Origin of the sequence: Streptomyces sp. bgisy159 (assembly GCF_965341775.1) — a bacterium.
In the GTDB taxonomy this organism is placed as follows: Bacteria; Actinomycetota; Actinomycetes; order Streptomycetales; family Streptomycetaceae; genus Streptomyces.
The window spans coordinates 1-15692 of record NZ_CBDQZH010000075.1 but is presented as its reverse complement, the minus strand read 5'-3'; the positions used below and the strand labels follow the sequence as shown (position 1 = coordinate 15692).

The following is a 15692-nucleotide window of genomic DNA, read 5'->3' as shown; positions in this document are numbered from 1 at the left end:
GTGGGAGGCCACGCGGACCGTTCTGCGTCGGGTGCTGCGGCGGGGGCCGGCGCCACCGTCGCCGTCGCGTGCCGGACCCACGGGCGGCGCGCGGACCCTCGTGTGTCCCGCCGTCCGTGCACCGTCACCCGCCTGCTCCCGTCCGCCTCCGGCGCGCCGACCGTCACCCGGAGCTGCACGCCGCCGTGGCGCGGCAGCACCAGCGGCTCGTCCGCCGCCACCTCCAGTGCCCGGTCGCAGCCGGCGCGGCCCGCCGCGTGCAGCACCAGGTCCAGCAGGGCCGCTCCGGCGAACACCTGCCTGCCGTCGGCGCGCCGCGGCAGCGTCGGGTCGCCACCGGCCGCGGTGACCCGGCCGGTGCACACCAGTTCGTCGCTCCCGGGCAGTTCGACCACCGCCGGCAGCAGGGGATGGGCCGCCTCGTCCAGCCCCAGACCGGCCGCGGCGGAGGAGGGCCCGGGGCCCTGCCCGTGCCGTCGCCACAGCGGTCGGCGCGGCAGCCCCGCCAGCAGGGTCCGGGCGACCTTCCCGGCCGGGTTGCGGGGCACCTCGGTGACCTCGTGGATCTCCTCGGGAAGTTTGAACGCGGACAACCGCCGACGGCAGAAGGACAGCACCGCCTCCACGTCGAGCCCGCCGACCGCCGGGACGACATGGGCGACCGGCACCTCGCCGAGCGTCTCGTGGGGGACGCCCGCGACAGCCGCGTCCGCGACCCCGGGCGCCCGGGCCAGAACCTGCTCCACCTCACCCGGGTGGATGTTCTCCCCGCCCCGGATGATCAGCTCCTTGAGCCGGCCGGTGATCGTCACGTATCCGTCCGCGTCCTGGCGAGCCAGGTCACCGGTGCGGTACCAGCCGCCGGACAGTACCCTCGCGGTCTCCTCCGGCCGCCGGTGATAGCCCAGCATCAGCGCCGGACTCGACACCCACACCTCACCCTCGGCACCCCGCTCCGCCTCCTCGCCGGTACGCGGGTCCACCAGCCGCAGTGTCAGGCCGGGCAGCGGCACACCGCACGAACCGGGTACGTACGGCCCCCGCGGCAGGTTCGTGGTGATCGCGCCGCCCGTCTCCGTCGAGCCGTAGCTGTCCAGCAGCGGAAAGCCGAACGTGGAACGGAACGCCTCGTGCAGGGGTTGCGGGCACGGCGAGCCCACCACCATGCACACCCGCAGCCGCGGCAGCCCGGCCGCCCCGGACCGGGCCGGTTCCATCATCCGGTGGTACATCGTCGGCACGCCCACCAGGAAGGTCGCGTCCTTCTCCGACGCCAGCCGCAGCACCTCGTCGGCGGCCGCACCGTCCGCTATGTGGACCGTGGCACCGACCGCCACCCCGCCGAGCACGCAGACGCTGTGCGCCACGGCGTGGAACAGCGACATCGGCCACACGATCCGGTCCTGCGGCGACAGCCCCAGCAGCGGCGCGGTGCAGGCGGCCGTCGCCCACAACGACGACCGCTGCGTGGACACCACCCCCAGCGGACGCCCGGTCGTCCCGGACGTGTAGAGCAACCAGGCCGGATCGTCCAGGCCGAGGTCGTCGCGGGGCGGATGACGCAGCGACCACGACGACGCCAGCTCCTCCCAGCGCGGCAGCGCCTCGCCGGACGCCCCCGCGCGGGCGGCGGCCTCCGCGAACCCCGGCTCGGAGTCCTGACCGACGAGGATCACCGTGGTTTCCGGCCGGTCCGCGAGCACCCGGCGCACCTGCGGCAGCTGCGCGGCACCGGTGATGACCAGTCGGGCCGCGCAGTCGTCCAGCAGCCGGGCCAGTTCCGCGTCGGCCGACCCCGGGTCGAGCGGTACCGCCACGGCGGCCGCCCGGGCGACGGCGAGGTAACTCTCCACCGCCTCGACCCGGTTCGGCAGGTAGATCACCGCCGACGCGCCGCGCGGCAGCCCCAGCTCCACGAGATGACCCGCCACCCGGGCGGTACGCCGGTCCAGCTCGGCCCAGGTCACCGCACGCCGGGCGTCCTCGAAGGCGGTCCGGCCGGGCTGCCGCGACGCGTGCCCGGCGAGCAGTTCGTGCACCGGGCGGATCAGCTCCGCCCGGAACGTGGCGTCCGCGGTCACGCATCTCTCCTCAGGAGCCGGCCGAAGCGTAGCGGCGCACCGCCAGCGCCCTGCACACCACCGCGATCAGCAGCGACCACGCCACCGACACCAGCGCGGGATGCTCGGCGGGCCAGGCGCCCGTGGCGTTGAGCCCCGGGTTGCCGAACAGCTGCCGTGCCGCCTGCACCGTCGCGCTCAGCGGATTCCACTCCGCGGCCCAGCGCAGCACCGTCGGGAGGGTCGAGGGCGCCACGAACGCGTTCGACAGGAACGTCAGCGGGAACAGCCACAGGAAGTTGCTGGTGGCCGCCGCCTCCGGGGCGCGCACCGACAGGCCGATCAGCACGCCCACCCACGACAGCGCGTACCCCGTGAGCAGCAGCAGCGCGAACCCGGCGAGGGCGCGCGGCACCCCGTGGTGGATACGCCAGCCGACCATCAGTGCGCACAGGACCATCACCCCCACGACGATGACGTTCTGCACGAGGTCCGCGACGGTGCGGCCGGTGAGCAGCGCGCCCCGCGCCATCGGCAGTGACCGGAACCGGTCCACCATGCCGCTCTGCACGTCGTTGGCCATGCTGACGCTGCTGTTGCTGGCGGTGGCGAAGGCGATGGTCTGGGCGAAGAACCCCGGCATCATGTACTCGCGGTAGGCGGCGGCTCCTTCGGCCCCGGGCAGGCTGAAGGACCCGGCGAACAGGTACGCGAAGAGCAGCACGAAGACGACCGGCTGCACCAGACTGAGGACGAGCACCTCGGGAATGCGCACCGACCGGATCACGTTGCGCCGGGTCACGACCAGGACGTCGCGCAGGGACTTGGCGGCCGTGCCCGGCCTTAGTTCGGGTACGGACGGTGCCGCTGCCGACACGTTCATCACTCCTTCTCGCTCGGCGCGCCGGCGCCGACCGCCGCGCGCCCGGTGTCCCGCGGGGTGTCCTCGGTCAGGGCCAGGAAGACCTCGTCCAGCGTGGGCCGGCGCAGTCCGATGTCGGTGAGCGCGATGCCGTCGGCGTCGAGTGCCGCGATGACCTCCGTGAGCAGCCGCACCCCGCCGTTCACCGGCACGGACACCGTGCCGCGCGGCCGGTCCACGTCCGGGGCGCGGGTGCCGAACCGGGCCAACAGGGCCGCGGCGGGGTCGAGTTGCTCGGGCCAGGACACGACGACCTCGATGCGCTGGCCTCCTGCCTGCGCCTTCAGTTCGCGCGGGGTGCCCCGCGCGACGATGCGCCCGTGGTCGACCACGGCGATGTCCCGGGCGAGACGATCGGCCTCCTCCAGGTACTGGGTGGTCAGCAGCAGGGTGGTGCCCTGGGCCACCAGGTCCTCGATGGCGTCCCACAGCATCAGCCGGCTGGTCGGGTCCAGTCCGACCGACGGCTCGTCGAGGAACATCACCGAGGGGCGCACGACGAGCGCCCCGGCCAGGTCGAGCCGCCGCCGCATGCCACCGGAGTAGGTGCTCGACACCCGGTCGCGGGCCGCGGTGAGGCCGAACCGGTCCAGCAGTTCGTCCGCCCGCTGCCGGGCGGCCCGGGACCGCAGCCCGTACAGTTCGCCGATCATGCGGAGGTTCTCCCGGCCGGTCAGCCGGTCGTCGACGGCCGCGAACTGGCCCGAGAGCCCGATCGACAGCCGGACCCGGTCCGGTTCGCGCACCACGTCGTGACCTGCCACGGTGGCGGTGCCGGCGTCGGGCCGGAGCAAAGTGGTGAGCAGCCGGACGATCGTGGTCTTTCCCGCTCCGTTGGGGCCGAGCAGTCCGAGCACGCCGCCTTCCGGCACGTCCAGGTCTACTCCGTCCACGGCTCGGACCTCGCCGAAGGTCTTGACCAGACCCGTGGCGTGAAGGGCGCCCACCATGGGGTTCTCCGTCCTCGTGTTGCTGGGGTGGGGGAGGGCCGTGCCTCGGGAAGAGCCGGGGGCGTGCTCCGGGACCCGAGGCGCGCGAGCCCCGGACACCCCCCGGGCCTCAGGTGGTGGCGATCAGCTTCAGCTCGGGGTGGGCGGTGCCGCCCGCGATGGCGGTCGAGGACACATGCGAGACGATCCGCTCGTCGACGGGGTCGTTCGCCGGGTCGTCGTGCACGACGAGGTGCTCGTACGTCGTCGACCGCTGCGCCGGGACCCGGCCCGCCGCACGGATCAGGGTGAGCAGCTCGACCAGGTTGGAGCGGTGCTTGGCGCCGGCGGAGGAGACGACGTTCTCCTCCAGCATGATCGAGCCGAGGTCGTCCGCCCCGTAGTGCAGGGACAGCTGGCCGATCTCCTTGCCGGTGGTCAGCCACGAGCCCTGGATGTGCGCGACGTTGTCCATGAACAGCCGGGCGATCGCGATCATCCGCAGGTACTCGAAGAGGGTGGCCTGGGTGCGGCCCTTCAGATGGTTGTTCTCCGGCTGGTACGTGTACGGGATGAACGCCCGGAAGCCGCCGGTGCGGTCCTGTACATCCCGGATCATCCGCAGATGCTCGATCCGCTCGGCGTTGGTCTCACCCGTCCCCATCAGCATGGTGGACGTCGACTCCACGCCCAGCTCGTGCGCGATCTCCATGATCTCCAGCCAGCGCTCGCCCGACTCCTTCAGCGGTGCGATGGCCTTGCGCGGCCGCTCGGGCAGCAGCTCGGCGCCCGCCCCGGCGAAGGAGTCCAGCCCCGCCGCGTGGATCCGGCCGATCGCCTCCCGAACGCTCACCTTGCTGATCCGCGCCATGTGCTCGACCTCGCTCGCCCCCAGGGAGTGGATGACCAGCTGCGGGAACTCCTTCTTGATGGCGGCGAAGTGCTCCTCGTAGTACTCCACGCCGTAGTCCGGGTGGTGACCGCCCTGGAACATGATCTGCGTGCCGCCCAGCTCCACCGTCTCGGCACAGCGGCGCAGGATGTCGTCCAGGTCGCGGGTCCAGCCCTTGGCGGTGTCCTTCGGCGCCGCGTAGAAGGCGCAGAACTTGCACGCCGTGACGCACACGTTCGTGTAGTTGATGTTCCGCTCGATGATGTACGTGGCGATGTGCTCGGTGCCGGCGTACCGCCGCCTGCGCACGGCGTCGGCGGCCGCGCCCAGCGCGTGCAGCGGGGCGTCCCGGTAGAGGTCGAGAGCCTCTTCGGGGGTGATCCGCCCACCGGCGGCGGCACGGTCGAGGACGGGCTGAAGCGGATGGTGCGCGGGTCGGGACATGGTGGCCGGGCCTTTCCGGTGGCGTGGGTTCGGATCAGAGGGCGGAGGGGTCGAGCAGCCGGACGGCGACGTCGGGCGGAAACCCCTCGGCGCCACCGCCCACTCGGCGTGCGAACTCGGTGATGCCGGCGAGCTGTGCCGCGCCGAGGGTGAAATCGAGGGCCGTGGTGTAGTAGCGCTCCAGCGTCGAGGCGTCGAACTCCTCCCACCGCGAGGCCTGTTCGCAGATCTTGGCCACCTCCGCCAGCGAGAGGTCACGGGAGGCGAGCAGATCCGAGTGCACGCGGTGCACCAGCTCCGGCTCGCGGGCCAGGAAGTCACGGCGCGCGGCGAACACGGCGAACACGAACGGCAGACCCGTCCAGTCCTTCCACATCCGGCCCAGGTCGTGCACCCGCAGGCCCATCCGGGGCGCCTCGTACAGCGCGGCCCGCAGGGCGGCGTCACCGATGACCACCGCCGCCTTGGCCTCGGACATCATGGTGCGCAGATCGGGCGGACACACGTAGTACTCGGGGCGCACGCCGACGCGTTCGGCCAGCAGCAGCTGTGCCAGGCGTACCGAGGTGCGGCTGGTCGAGCCCAGCGCGACGGGCTTGCCGTCCAGGTCCTCCAGCGGCACCTGGCTGATGAGGAGACAGGACATCACGTCGCCGTCGCTGCCGACGGCGATGTCCGGCAGGGCGATCAGGTCGTCGGCGTGACGCAGGAACTCCACCAGGCTGATCGGCCCGATGTCGAGCTCGCCGGCCGCCAGCGCCTCGTTGAGACCGTCCGGCGTGTCGGCGCGCAGATCCATGTCCAGGAGGGTGCCGGTACGGGCCAGCCCCCAGAACAGGGGCAGGCAGTTGAGGAACTGGATGTGGCCCACCCGGGGGCGGTGCCGGAGCACCTGCGCCGACTGCGCGGACTCGGGGGCGGGTTGCTCGGTCATCGTGCACAACTCCCGGAACGGGTCTGGAGGGCGGTCGGGAGCCGGTCAGCCCTGGCGGGCCGAGGCGGCGAAGTGCTCGTGGAGGACGGCCAGCACCTCGGCGGGCCGCTCCGAGAGGAAGAAGTGGCCGCCGGTAAAGACCCGCACGTCCGCTTCGGACAGGGTGTGCTCGCTCCAGGCCCGCGCGTCCTCCAGTGACGTCCGGGGGTCGGCGTCACCGGTCAGGACGGTCACCGGGCAGCGCACCGCCGCCCCCGGCTTGCAGCGGTAGGTCTCCACCGCCCGGTAGTCGCTGCGGATCGCCGGCAGCACCATGCGCAGCAGCTCCTCGTCCTGGAGGACCTGGGCGTCGGTGCCGGCCAGGGCCCTCAGCTCGGCGATCACACCGTCGTCGTCGAGGGTGTGCACACGCTCGTCCCTGGTGCGGGACGGTGCACGCCGGCCGGAGGCGAACAGCCGGACCGGCCCCGACCCGGCGCCCTCCATGCGGCGCGCCACCTCGAACGCCACCAGCGAGCCCATGCTGTGGCCGAAGAAGGTCAGCGGACGGTCGTCCCACCCGGCCAGGGCCTCGGCGACCCGGTCGGCCAGCTCCGCCACCGAGGCGGGACCCGGCTCGTGCCGCCGGTCCTGACGTCCGGGGTACTGGATCGCGGCGACGTCGACACCGGGGCTGAGCGCGTCGGCGACCGGCACGTAGAAGCTGGCCGAGCCACCGGCGTGCGGAAAGCACACCAGCCGTTCGGCGGCGTCGGGGGACGGCCGGAACCTGCGGATCCACAGGTTGTCGGTGGTGGTGGACGTCATGGGCTGTACGTGTCCTTCCGAAAGTGTCGAGGTGTGCGGGCCCGGCTGCCCCACGCCGGGCGGTACGGCGGGACGTCCGGTGGCCGGGGGAGCGGAGGCCGGATCAGTCGTCGGCCTGGGGGCCGTAGACCTCGACCTGGTCGGCGACCCGGCGCACATGGATGCACTCGCCGGGGCACTCCTTGGCCGAGTCGACCACGTCGGTGAGCAGGTCCAGCGGGATGCGGGTCGTCGAGCCCGGCGCCTGGAGCAGCTCGTCCTCGTCGCTCTTGACGTAGGCGAGCCCGTCGATGTCCAGCTCGAACACCTCGGGCGCGTACTGGGCGCAGATACCGTCACCGGTGCACAGGTCCTGGTCGATCCAGACTTCCAGGTCCTCGTCGTTCGTCGTCTGCGGGGACATAAACACCTGCCTGGCAGTGTCGTTGTGGCGCGCGCACGGTGGTGAGCCGTGCACGCCGGTTCACGAGGGCCCGGCCATGGGGGGCCGACCCGGGTCACACACGCATCGGCTGGGGCGACTCGCGACGCAGCGGGTCCGGTCCGTCGTACTCGCGGATGATCTCGTAGCGGGTGTTGCGCTCCACCGGGCGGAAACCGGCGTCCCGGATGAGGTCGAGGAGGTCCTCGCGGGTGAGCTTGTTCGGGGTGCCGTAGTTGTCCGCGTCGTGCGTGATCTTGTACTCGACGACCGAGCCGTCCATGTCGTCCGCCCCGTGCTGCAGGGCGAGCTGCGCCGTCTGCACACCGTGCATGACCCAGAAGACCTTGACGTGCGGCACGTTGTCGAAGAGCAGCCGGGACACGGCGAACGTCCGCAACGCCTCGGCGCCGGTGGCCATGGTGGTGCGGGCCTGGAGCCGGTTGCGGATCTTGCCGTCCTTCATGTCCACGAAGTCGTGCTGGTAGCGCAGCGGAATGAAGACCTGGAACCCGCCGGTCTCGTCCTGCAGTTCACGCAGCCGCAGCACGTGGTCGACGCGATGGCGCCGCTCCTCGATGTGGCCGTACAGCATGGTGCACGGGGTCTTCAGCCCCTTCTCGTGCGCCAGCCGGTGGATACGCGACCAGTCCTCCCAGTGGGTCCGGTGGTCGACGATGTGCTGCCGCACCTCCCAGTCGAAGATCTCCGCACCGCCGCCCGTGAGCGACTCGAGTCCCGCGTCGATGAGTTCGTCGAGGATCTCGGAGGCGGACAGCCCGGAGATGGTCTCGAAGTGGTGGATCTCGGTGGCCGTGAACGCCTTCAGCCCGACGTTCGGCAGCGCCTTCTTCAACTCCCGCAGCGAGCGCGGATAGTACCGCCACGGCAGGTTCGGGTGCAGACCGTTGACGATGTGCAGCTCCGAGAGATGCTCGTTCTCCATCGTCTTCGCCAGACGGACGGCCTCCTCGATGCGCATCGTGTACGCGTCCTGCTCGCCCGGCTTGCGCTGGAACGAACAGTAGGCGCAGGACGCCGTGCACACATTGGTCATGTTCAGGTGCCGGTTGACGTTGAAGTGCACCACGTCGCCGTTCTTCCGGGTGCGCACCTCGTGTGCCAGACCGCCCAGCCACGCCAGGTCGTCCGACTCGTACAGGGCGATGCCGTCCTCGCGGGACAGCCGCTCACCGGAGAGGACCTTCTCCTCCAGCTCGCGCTTGAGCCCAGCGTCCATGGCCGGGAACCTCCTCGTTCAGTGCCTGGCGGCACGCGTAGTGGGTCTGCGCACGGGGCGCGGGATGCCACGCCGGCGTCCGGGTGACGTCCCGGCGCCCGGCTGACCACGGTCCCGACCCTCGCGCCCGGAGACGGGCGGACGCGAGGCCGGGACCGCACCACACGGACACACCGTCGCACCGGCGGGCCGTCACGGGCCCGCGGGGCCGGCCAACGATCCGGCAAGCCGCGGTCCCCCGGTCCGGCCGGTGGGCACCGACGCCGCGTCAGGTGGGGCTCCCCCATCCTGAGGGAGGGCAGTCTGGGGAAAACCCCATACCCGCAACGGCTTTGCTGAGGACGCCACCGCACCGCAGACCCGACCGGCCGCCCACCCGGCGGACCCGACGAAAGGGACCCCATGCCGGCGCCACTGACCCTCACGCACTCGCCCTGCCCCAACGACACCTTCGTCTTCCATGCCTGGACCGAAGGCCTGCTCCCCGACGCACCCGCGGTACGCCTCACCTTCGCCGACATCGGCATCACCAACGGCCAGGCCCGGCGCGGTGAACTCGACATCCTCAAGGTCTCCTACGGCGTGCTGCCGCACATCCTCGACGACTACGCGCTGCTGCCCTGCGGCGGTGCCCTCGGACACGGCTGCGGACCTCTCCTCCTCACCGCCGAACCCGAAGAGCCCGCCCGCCTCGCCGGCGCCCGCGTCGCCGTCCCGAGCACCACCTCCACGGCCTACCTGCTGTTCCGGCTGTGGGCGGCCGACGCCGTGCCCGGCGGCGTCGGCGAGATCGTCGTCCTGCCGTTCCACGAGATCATGCCCGCCGTCCGCGACGGCCTCGTGGACGCCGGGCTCGTCATCCACGAAGCCCGCTTCACCTACGGCCGCTACGGCCTGCACCGCGCGGCCGACATGGGCGAGGAGTGGGAGAAGCGCACCGGCCTGCCCATCCCGCTCGGCGCCATCGTCGCCCGCCGCTCCCTCGGCGAGCCCGTGCTGCGCACCCTCGCCGACGCCACCCGCGCCTCCCTGCACGCCGCCCGGCGCAACCCCGACGCCTCCCGCGCCTACGTCCTGCGACACGCCCAGGAGATGGAACCCGACGTCGTCGACCAGCACATCGACCTCTACGTCAACGAGTTCACGGCCGACCTCGGCGAAACGGGCCTGCACGCCGTGCACGCCCTGCTCGACCGCTCCGCCCACCTCGGCCTGCTGCCTCGCCTTCCCGACGGCGCCCTGGACACGACCCGCGCCCTGTGAACGCCCGTCCACGGGGATACCGCCTCACGGACGGTCCTCCCGACCCCGGACAACGCTAGAAGTTCTCTTAGAGCACCCGGCCGAGACGCCGAACACCCGCACGACCCTTCCCACAATGGGCCCGAGGGACAGGCCCGGCACCGGGAGCGCCGCGGCCTGTCCCCGCGAGGGCATCGGGTGGCACGCCCGCCCCTCACCGGCCCCGGCGGCCCACCCGACACCCCCGTGCCCACCGGCGAGCCAGCGTGCCCGCTGCCGAAGGGAGACCGACCATGAGCGAGGACAGGCTGCGCGACTTCCTGACCCGCGTCTCCAACGACCTCCAGCGCACCCGGGCCCGGCTGCGCCAGGTCGAAGACAGGGCCACGGAACCGATCGCCGTCGTCTCCATGAGCTGCCGCTACCCGGGCGGGGTCCGCACCCCCGAGGACCTGTGGCACCTGGTCGACACCGGCACCGACGGCATCTCCCGCTTCCCGGACAACCGTGGCTGGGACCTCGACTCCCTCTACGACCCCGACCCCGCGAGCCCCGGCACCTGCTACACCCGCGAGGGCGGATTCCTCCACGACGCCGCCGACTTCGACCCCGCCTTCTTCGGCATGTCACCCCGCGAGGCCCTGGCCACCGACCCCCAGCAGCGCCTTCTGCTCGAAGTCGTCTGGGAGTCCCTGGAACGCGCCGGACTGCGCCCCGCCGACCTGCGCGGCAGCGCCACCGGCGTGTTCGCCGGAGTCATGTACAACGACTACGCCACCCGCTTCCCCGAGCCCCCGCCCGGAGTCGAGGGCCATCTGGGCAACGGCAGCGCCGCGAGCATCGCCTCCGGCCGCATCTCCTACACCTTCGGCTTCGAAGGCCCCGCGGTCACCGTCGACACCGCCTGTTCCTCCTCCCTCGTCGCCCTGCACCTCGCGGCGCAGTCCCTGCGCCAGGGCGAGTGCGACCTCGCCCTCGCGGGCGGCGTCGCCTTCATGTCGACACCGGTCACCTTCCTGGAGTTCAGCCGCCAGCGCGGACTCGCACCCGACGGCCGCTGCAAGTCCTTCGCCGACGCCACCGACGGCACCGGCTGGGGCGAGGGCGCCGGCGTCCTGCTGCTCGAACGCCTCTCCGACGCCCGCCGCAACGGACACCCGGTCCTCGCCGTCGTCCGTGGTTCGGCCGTCAACCAGGACGGCGCCAGCAGCGGCCTGACCGCCCCCAACGGCCCCTCCCAGCAGCGTGTCATCCGGCAGGCCCTGACCTCCGCCGGCCTCTCACCACGGGACGTCGACGCCGTCGAGGCCCACGGCACCGGCACCACCCTCGGCGACCCCATCGAGGCACAGGCCCTCCTCGCCACCTACGGCCGGGACCGCCCCGACGACCACCCGCTGTGGCTGGGCTCCCTGAAGTCGAACATCGGCCACACGCAGGCCGCCGCCGGCGTCGGCGGCGTCATCAAGATGGTCATGGCCCTGCGCCACTCCCGCCTGCCCCGCACCCTGCACGTCGACGCCCCCACGACCGAGGTCGACTGGACCGAGGGCAACGTACGCCTCCTCACCGAGCCCGTCACCTGGCCGCACACCGAACGCCCCCGGCGCGCCGGAGTGTCCGCGTTCGGCGTCTCCGGCACCAACGCCCACGTCATCCTGGAGGAACCCCCGACGAGCGAGCCGGAGTCCGCGGAATCCCCGGAGCACGACGAGAGCCCCGCGAACCCGCTGCCGCCGGTGATCCCCTGGACCCTCTCCGCACGCACCACCGACGCCCTCGGCGCCCAGGCCACCGCCCTGCTCGCCCACCTCGAAACCCACCCCGACACGGACGACCGGGCCGTCGCCCACACGCTGGCCACCCGGCGCTCCCTCTTCGAACAGCGCGCAGTCGTCCTGGGAACCGACCGCGCCACCCTCACCGCCGGCCTCAAGTCCCTGGCCACCGGAGGGACATCACCCGACGTGGTGGTCAGGTCCGCCCGACGGGGTGGCCGCACGGCGTTTCTGTTCTCGGGTCAGGGTGCGCAGCGGTCGGGGATGGGGCGTGAGTTGTATGAGGCGTTCCCGGTGTTCGCGGAGGCGTTCGACGCGGTGTGCGGGCATGTCGGGGGGGAGTTGCGGGAGGTCGTCTTCGGTGCGGATGCCGAGCGGTTGCATCGCACGGAGTGGACGCAGCCGGCGTTGTTCGCGCTTGAGGTGGCGTTGTTCCGTCTGGTGGAGTCGTTCGGGGTTCGTCCGGACTTCCTGATCGGGCATTCGATCGGTGAGATCGCTGCTGCGCATGTGGCGGGGGTGATGTCGCTTGAGGACGCGTGTGCTCTGGTGGTGGCGCGTGGCCGGCTGATGCAGCAGCTGCCCGCTGGTGGGGTGATGGTGGCTGTGGAGGCGGCGGAGGCGGAGGTGGTGCCGCTGCTGGAGGGCCGTGGCGGTGAGGTGTCGCTCGCGGCGGTCAACGGTCCGCGGTCCGTGGTGATCGCCGGGGTCGAGGCGGCGGTGGAGGAGGTGGCTTCGACGCTGAGGGAGCAGGGTCGCCGCACCACCCGTCTGCGCGTCTCGCACGCTTTCCACTCGCCGTTGATGGAGCCGATGCTCGACGCCTTCCGCGAGGTGGCCGAGCGTATCGCTTACGCGCCCCCGGTCATCCCGGTCGTGTCCAACCTGACCGGACAGCTCGCCACCGGCGACGAGTTGGCGTCCGCCGGCTACTGGGTCCGGCATGTCCGTGAAGCGGTGCGCTTCGCCGACGGTGTGGGCGCTCTGGCGGCCGCGGGCGTGACGCGTTTCCTGGAGATCGGCCCCGACGGCACCCTCACCGCCCTCGCCCGGACGGTGCTCGGTGACCGTGCCGGGGACGCGGAGCTCGTCCCCGTGCTGCGCAAGGGTCGGGACGAACCCCGGGCAGCCGTCGCCGCGCTCGCGGCACTGCACGCCTCCGGCCGGACCGTCGACTGGAGCGCTCTGCTGCCCGACGCCTCCGACGCGGTTCCCCTGCCGACCTACCCCTTTCAGCGGCAGCGCTACTGGCTGGACCCCGTCGCGAGCCGTCCGGGGCACCGTGGGGGGCACCCGCTCCTCTCCACCGGTATCGGTCTGGCGAGCTCCGCCGGCGTCGTGGCGTCCGGACACCTCTCCGCACGCGCCCAACCCTGGCTCGGCGAGCTCGCGACCAGCGGTGGTTCCATCGTGCCCGCCTCCGTCCTCACCGACCTGGCACTGCACACGGGCCGCACCCTCGGCGCCCACCACCTCACCGAACTGCACATCGACGAGCCACTGCCACTGCCTGGCACCGGTGAGACGGAGATACAGACCGTCACCGAGGCCGCCACGGGCGAACAGCGCTGGACCTTCTCCCTGTACGCCCGCCCCCACGACCCGGACGCCGACGAGACCCGGGAGTGGACTCGGCACGCCTACGGCACCCTCGCCGCCGTAGCCGACGCCGACGCCGACGCCGACGTCGTGTCCGTGCCCGGCGGCACTTGGCCCCCGCCGGGCGCCACGCCCGTCGACCCGGACGAGCTGTACGACGCGCTCGGTCCTGCCGCGGGCCCGGCAGGTGAAGCACCGCAGGCCCTGAGCGCCGTCTGGCGTCTGGGCGACGAAGTGTTCGCCGAAGCGACCCTCCCGGAGACGAAGGCCGGGGAGGCCGCCCGGTTCGCCGTACACCCGGCGCTGGTGGACAGCGCGCTGGTCGCGCTCGGACAGCCCGCTCCGCACCTCGTGAGCTGGACCGGCCTGACCCTCCATGCGAGCGCAGCCACGAGCGTGCGGTTGCACGTCGGCCGGCCGTCGGCGACGGGGGCCACACTCAGCGTCCTCGACGCCACCGGCGCCCCCGTCCTCACCGCCCAGGACGTCAGCGTCCGGCCCATCGACGCCGACCGGCTCCTCGGCACCGCACGCAACCGCGGCAGCGACCTCTACACCGTGACGTGGAGCCCCCTCGGCCCCGCTCCCGCCCCGCAACCGGCCCCGACCCTGGCCCGTCACACTCCGGACGACCTCCTGGCCGCCCTTTCCGCCCCGTCGGACGCCTCGAACGCCTCATTCGCCGACCTGGTCGTCGTCCCCTGGCAAACCGTCGGGCCGGACTCCGGCACAGACCCGGCGACCGACGTGCACACGGCCACCGCCACGGCCCTCACCCTGCTCCAGCACTGGCTCACCGACCCGCGCGCAGCCCGCTCGCGGCTGCTCCTGCTCACGCGGGGAGCGGTCGCCGCCACCGGGGAGACCGTGACGGACCTGCCCGCGGCGGCGGTCCGAGGGCTGCTGAAAACGGCCGCCTCGGAAAACCCCGGACGGATCCTTCTCCTCGACGCCGACACGACCCCCACCGACGAGCACCTCGTGTCGGCCGTACACCACCACCACGACGAACTCCTGCTCCGTGACGCACGATTGCTGGCCCCCCGGCTCACCCCCGCCCCGGACGACCTGGACCAGACTTCGAACGTCGTCTTTCCGGCCGACCGCACCGTCCTCATCACCGGAGGCACCGGCACCGTCGGCTCCGCCGTGGCCCGCCACCTCGTCACCCGGCACGGTGTCCGCCACCTGCTCCTCGTCTCCCGGCGCGGCCCGCAGACCCCCGGGGCCGCCGAGCTGACGGACGAGCTCGCCGCTCTCGGTGCCCGGACCACCGTCGTCGGCTGCGACGCCGCCGACCGCGACGCCCTTGCCGAGGTGATCCACGGCCTGCCGCCGGAGCATCCGCTCGGAGCCGTCGTGCACGCGGCGGGCACGCTGCACGACGGCGTCATCACTTCTCTCACCCCCGACCGCCTCGCCACCGTCCTGCGTCCCAAGGCCGACGCGGCGGTCAACCTCCATGAACTGACCCGTGACCTGGACCTCTCGGCGTTCGTCCTGTTCTCCTCGGCCGCCGCCACCCTGGCGGGACCCGGACAGGGCAACTACGCGGCCGCCAACGCGTTCCTCGACGCCTATGCCGCCCACCTGCATGCCGAGGGCCACCCGGCCGTCTCCATCGCCTGGGGCCTGTGGGAGGCCGACAGCGAGATGACCCGGGGACTCGCCGACGCCACCCACGACCGTGCCGCCCGCACCGGCATCGGTGCCCTCCCGACCCAGGATGCCCTGGACCTCTTCGACCGCGCCCTGGCACACACCGGAGGCGCGCCCCTGCCGCTCCGGGTCGACCGCGCGGCACTGCGCCGGGCCGCCGACCGGCTCCCCCCGCTGCTGCGCACCCTGACCGGCCGCCCGGCGCTGCGGGAGGCCGCCGCGCGCTCGGTGTCCGCCGGTTCACCGCTCGACCTGCTGCACCTCCCGGAACCGCGGCGCCGGGACGCGGTCAACGACCTCGTACGCACCGCCCTCGCCGACGTACTCGGACACGCCCCGGGCTCTCGGATTCAACTCGACGTGCCCTTCAACCAGTTGGGCCTCGACTCGTTGACCGGCCTCGAACTGCGCAACGCCCTCTCTCGGGTCACCGGCACACCACTGCCGGCCACCCTGGTCTTCGATCACCCCACTCCCGCGGCCGTCACGGACCTGCTCCTCGCCGAACTGGCACCCGCCGACGCACCCGACGGCTCCACGACACGCCCCGGTGACGACGTCCGACTCGCGGACGACCCCATAGCCATCATCGGCATGGGGTGCCGCTTCCCGGGCGGCGTCGAAACCCCCGAACAGTTCTGGGAACTGCTCCTCCAGGGCGAGGACGCCATCGGCGACTTCCCCGCCGACCGGGGCTGGGACAACCTCGACGCCCTCAACGACGCTGACACGGACGGCATGGACCGGTCCGCCTACACCCGACTC

Annotated in this window: 10 protein-coding genes; 2 read left to right on the top strand and 8 right to left on the bottom strand. The window is 72.5% G+C overall.

The window, feature by feature from the left end; genetic code table 11:
* The 8 genes from ACSLTV_RS35045 to mqnE all read right to left on the bottom strand — a co-directional run.
* The coding region (locus tag ACSLTV_RS35045; protein ID WP_435613618.1) for an AMP-binding protein at window positions 1–2081 on the bottom strand (2081 nt) is incomplete at its 3' end.
* A 10-nt stretch (window positions 2082–2091) separates the two neighbouring features.
* A complete protein-coding gene (locus ACSLTV_RS35040) occupies window positions 2092–2943 on the bottom strand; it encodes an ABC transporter permease (protein ID WP_432140004.1) in 852 nt (283 codons plus the stop codon).
* Window positions 2943–3932 (bottom strand): ATP-binding cassette domain-containing protein, encoded by a 990-nt coding sequence (locus ACSLTV_RS35035; RefSeq protein WP_435613617.1) that lies wholly within the window; start codon window positions 3930–3932, stop codon window positions 2943–2945. The genes ACSLTV_RS35040 and ACSLTV_RS35035 overlap by 1 nt, the downstream gene beginning before the upstream one ends.
* Window positions 3933–4041: 109 nt before the next feature.
* On the bottom strand, window positions 4042–5247 hold the full coding sequence (gene mqnC, locus ACSLTV_RS35030) for a cyclic dehypoxanthinyl futalosine synthase (protein WP_432140002.1): 1206 nt from the start codon (window positions 5245–5247) through the stop codon (window positions 4042–4044).
* Window positions 5248–5281: 34 nt separating this feature from the next.
* On the bottom strand, window positions 5282–6181 hold the full coding sequence (locus ACSLTV_RS35025; protein WP_432140001.1) for a menaquinone biosynthetic enzyme MqnA/MqnD family protein: 900 nt from the start codon (window positions 6179–6181) through the stop codon (window positions 5282–5284).
* A 45-nt stretch (window positions 6182–6226) separates the two neighbouring features.
* Window positions 6227–6988, bottom strand: a complete 762-nt coding sequence (locus ACSLTV_RS35020; RefSeq protein WP_432140000.1) for a thioesterase II family protein — start codon at window positions 6986–6988, stop codon at window positions 6227–6229.
* Between the two features lie 103 nt (window positions 6989–7091).
* Window positions 7092–7391, bottom strand: a complete 300-nt coding sequence (locus tag ACSLTV_RS35015) for a ferredoxin (RefSeq protein WP_432139999.1) — start codon at window positions 7389–7391, stop codon at window positions 7092–7094.
* Window positions 7392–7485: 94 nt separating this feature from the next.
* A complete protein-coding gene (mqnE, locus tag ACSLTV_RS35010; RefSeq protein WP_432139998.1) occupies window positions 7486–8649 on the bottom strand; it encodes an aminofutalosine synthase MqnE in 1164 nt (387 codons plus the stop codon).
* A 402-nt stretch (window positions 8650–9051) separates the two neighbouring features.
* On the opposite strand from mqnE, the gene ACSLTV_RS35005 reads away from it, so the two are divergent.
* Both ACSLTV_RS35005 and ACSLTV_RS35000 read left to right on the top strand, forming a co-directional pair.
* Window positions 9052–9912 carry a 1,4-dihydroxy-6-naphthoate synthase gene (locus ACSLTV_RS35005; RefSeq protein ID WP_432159049.1) on the top strand — a complete coding sequence of 287 codons (861 nt, stop codon included), beginning with the start codon at window positions 9052–9054 and terminating at the stop codon, window positions 9910–9912.
* 272 nt (window positions 9913–10184) lie between these two features.
* A partial coding sequence (locus ACSLTV_RS35000; protein ID WP_435613616.1) for an SDR family NAD(P)-dependent oxidoreductase occupies window positions 10185–15692 on the top strand: 5508 nt, incomplete at its 3' end.

Excerpts from the sequence above, each read along its gene's own strand:
- ACSLTV_RS35035 (WP_435613617.1), bottom strand. The coding sequence starts at position 3,932 with ATGGTGGGCGCCCTTCACGCCACGGGTCTGGTCAAGACCTTCGGCGAG.
- ACSLTV_RS35025 (WP_432140001.1), bottom strand. The coding sequence starts at position 6,181 with ATGACCGAGCAACCCGCCCCCGAGTCCGCGCAGTCGGCGCAGGTGCTC.
- ACSLTV_RS35015 (WP_432139999.1), bottom strand. The coding sequence starts at position 7,391 with ATGTCCCCGCAGACGACGAACGACGAGGACCTGGAAGTCTGGATCGAC.
- mqnC (WP_432140002.1), bottom strand. The coding sequence starts at position 5,247 with ATGTCCCGACCCGCGCACCATCCGCTTCAGCCCGTCCTCGACCGTGCC.
- ACSLTV_RS35020 (WP_432140000.1), bottom strand. The coding sequence starts at position 6,988 with ATGACGTCCACCACCACCGACAACCTGTGGATCCGCAGGTTCCGGCCG.
- ACSLTV_RS35005 (WP_432159049.1), top strand. The coding sequence starts at position 9,052 with ATGCCGGCGCCACTGACCCTCACGCACTCGCCCTGCCCCAACGACACC.
- ACSLTV_RS35040 (WP_432140004.1), bottom strand. The coding sequence starts at position 2,943 with ATGAACGTGTCGGCAGCGGCACCGTCCGTACCCGAACTAAGGCCGGGC.
- mqnE (WP_432139998.1), bottom strand. The coding sequence starts at position 8,649 with ATGGACGCTGGGCTCAAGCGCGAGCTGGAGGAGAAGGTCCTCTCCGGT.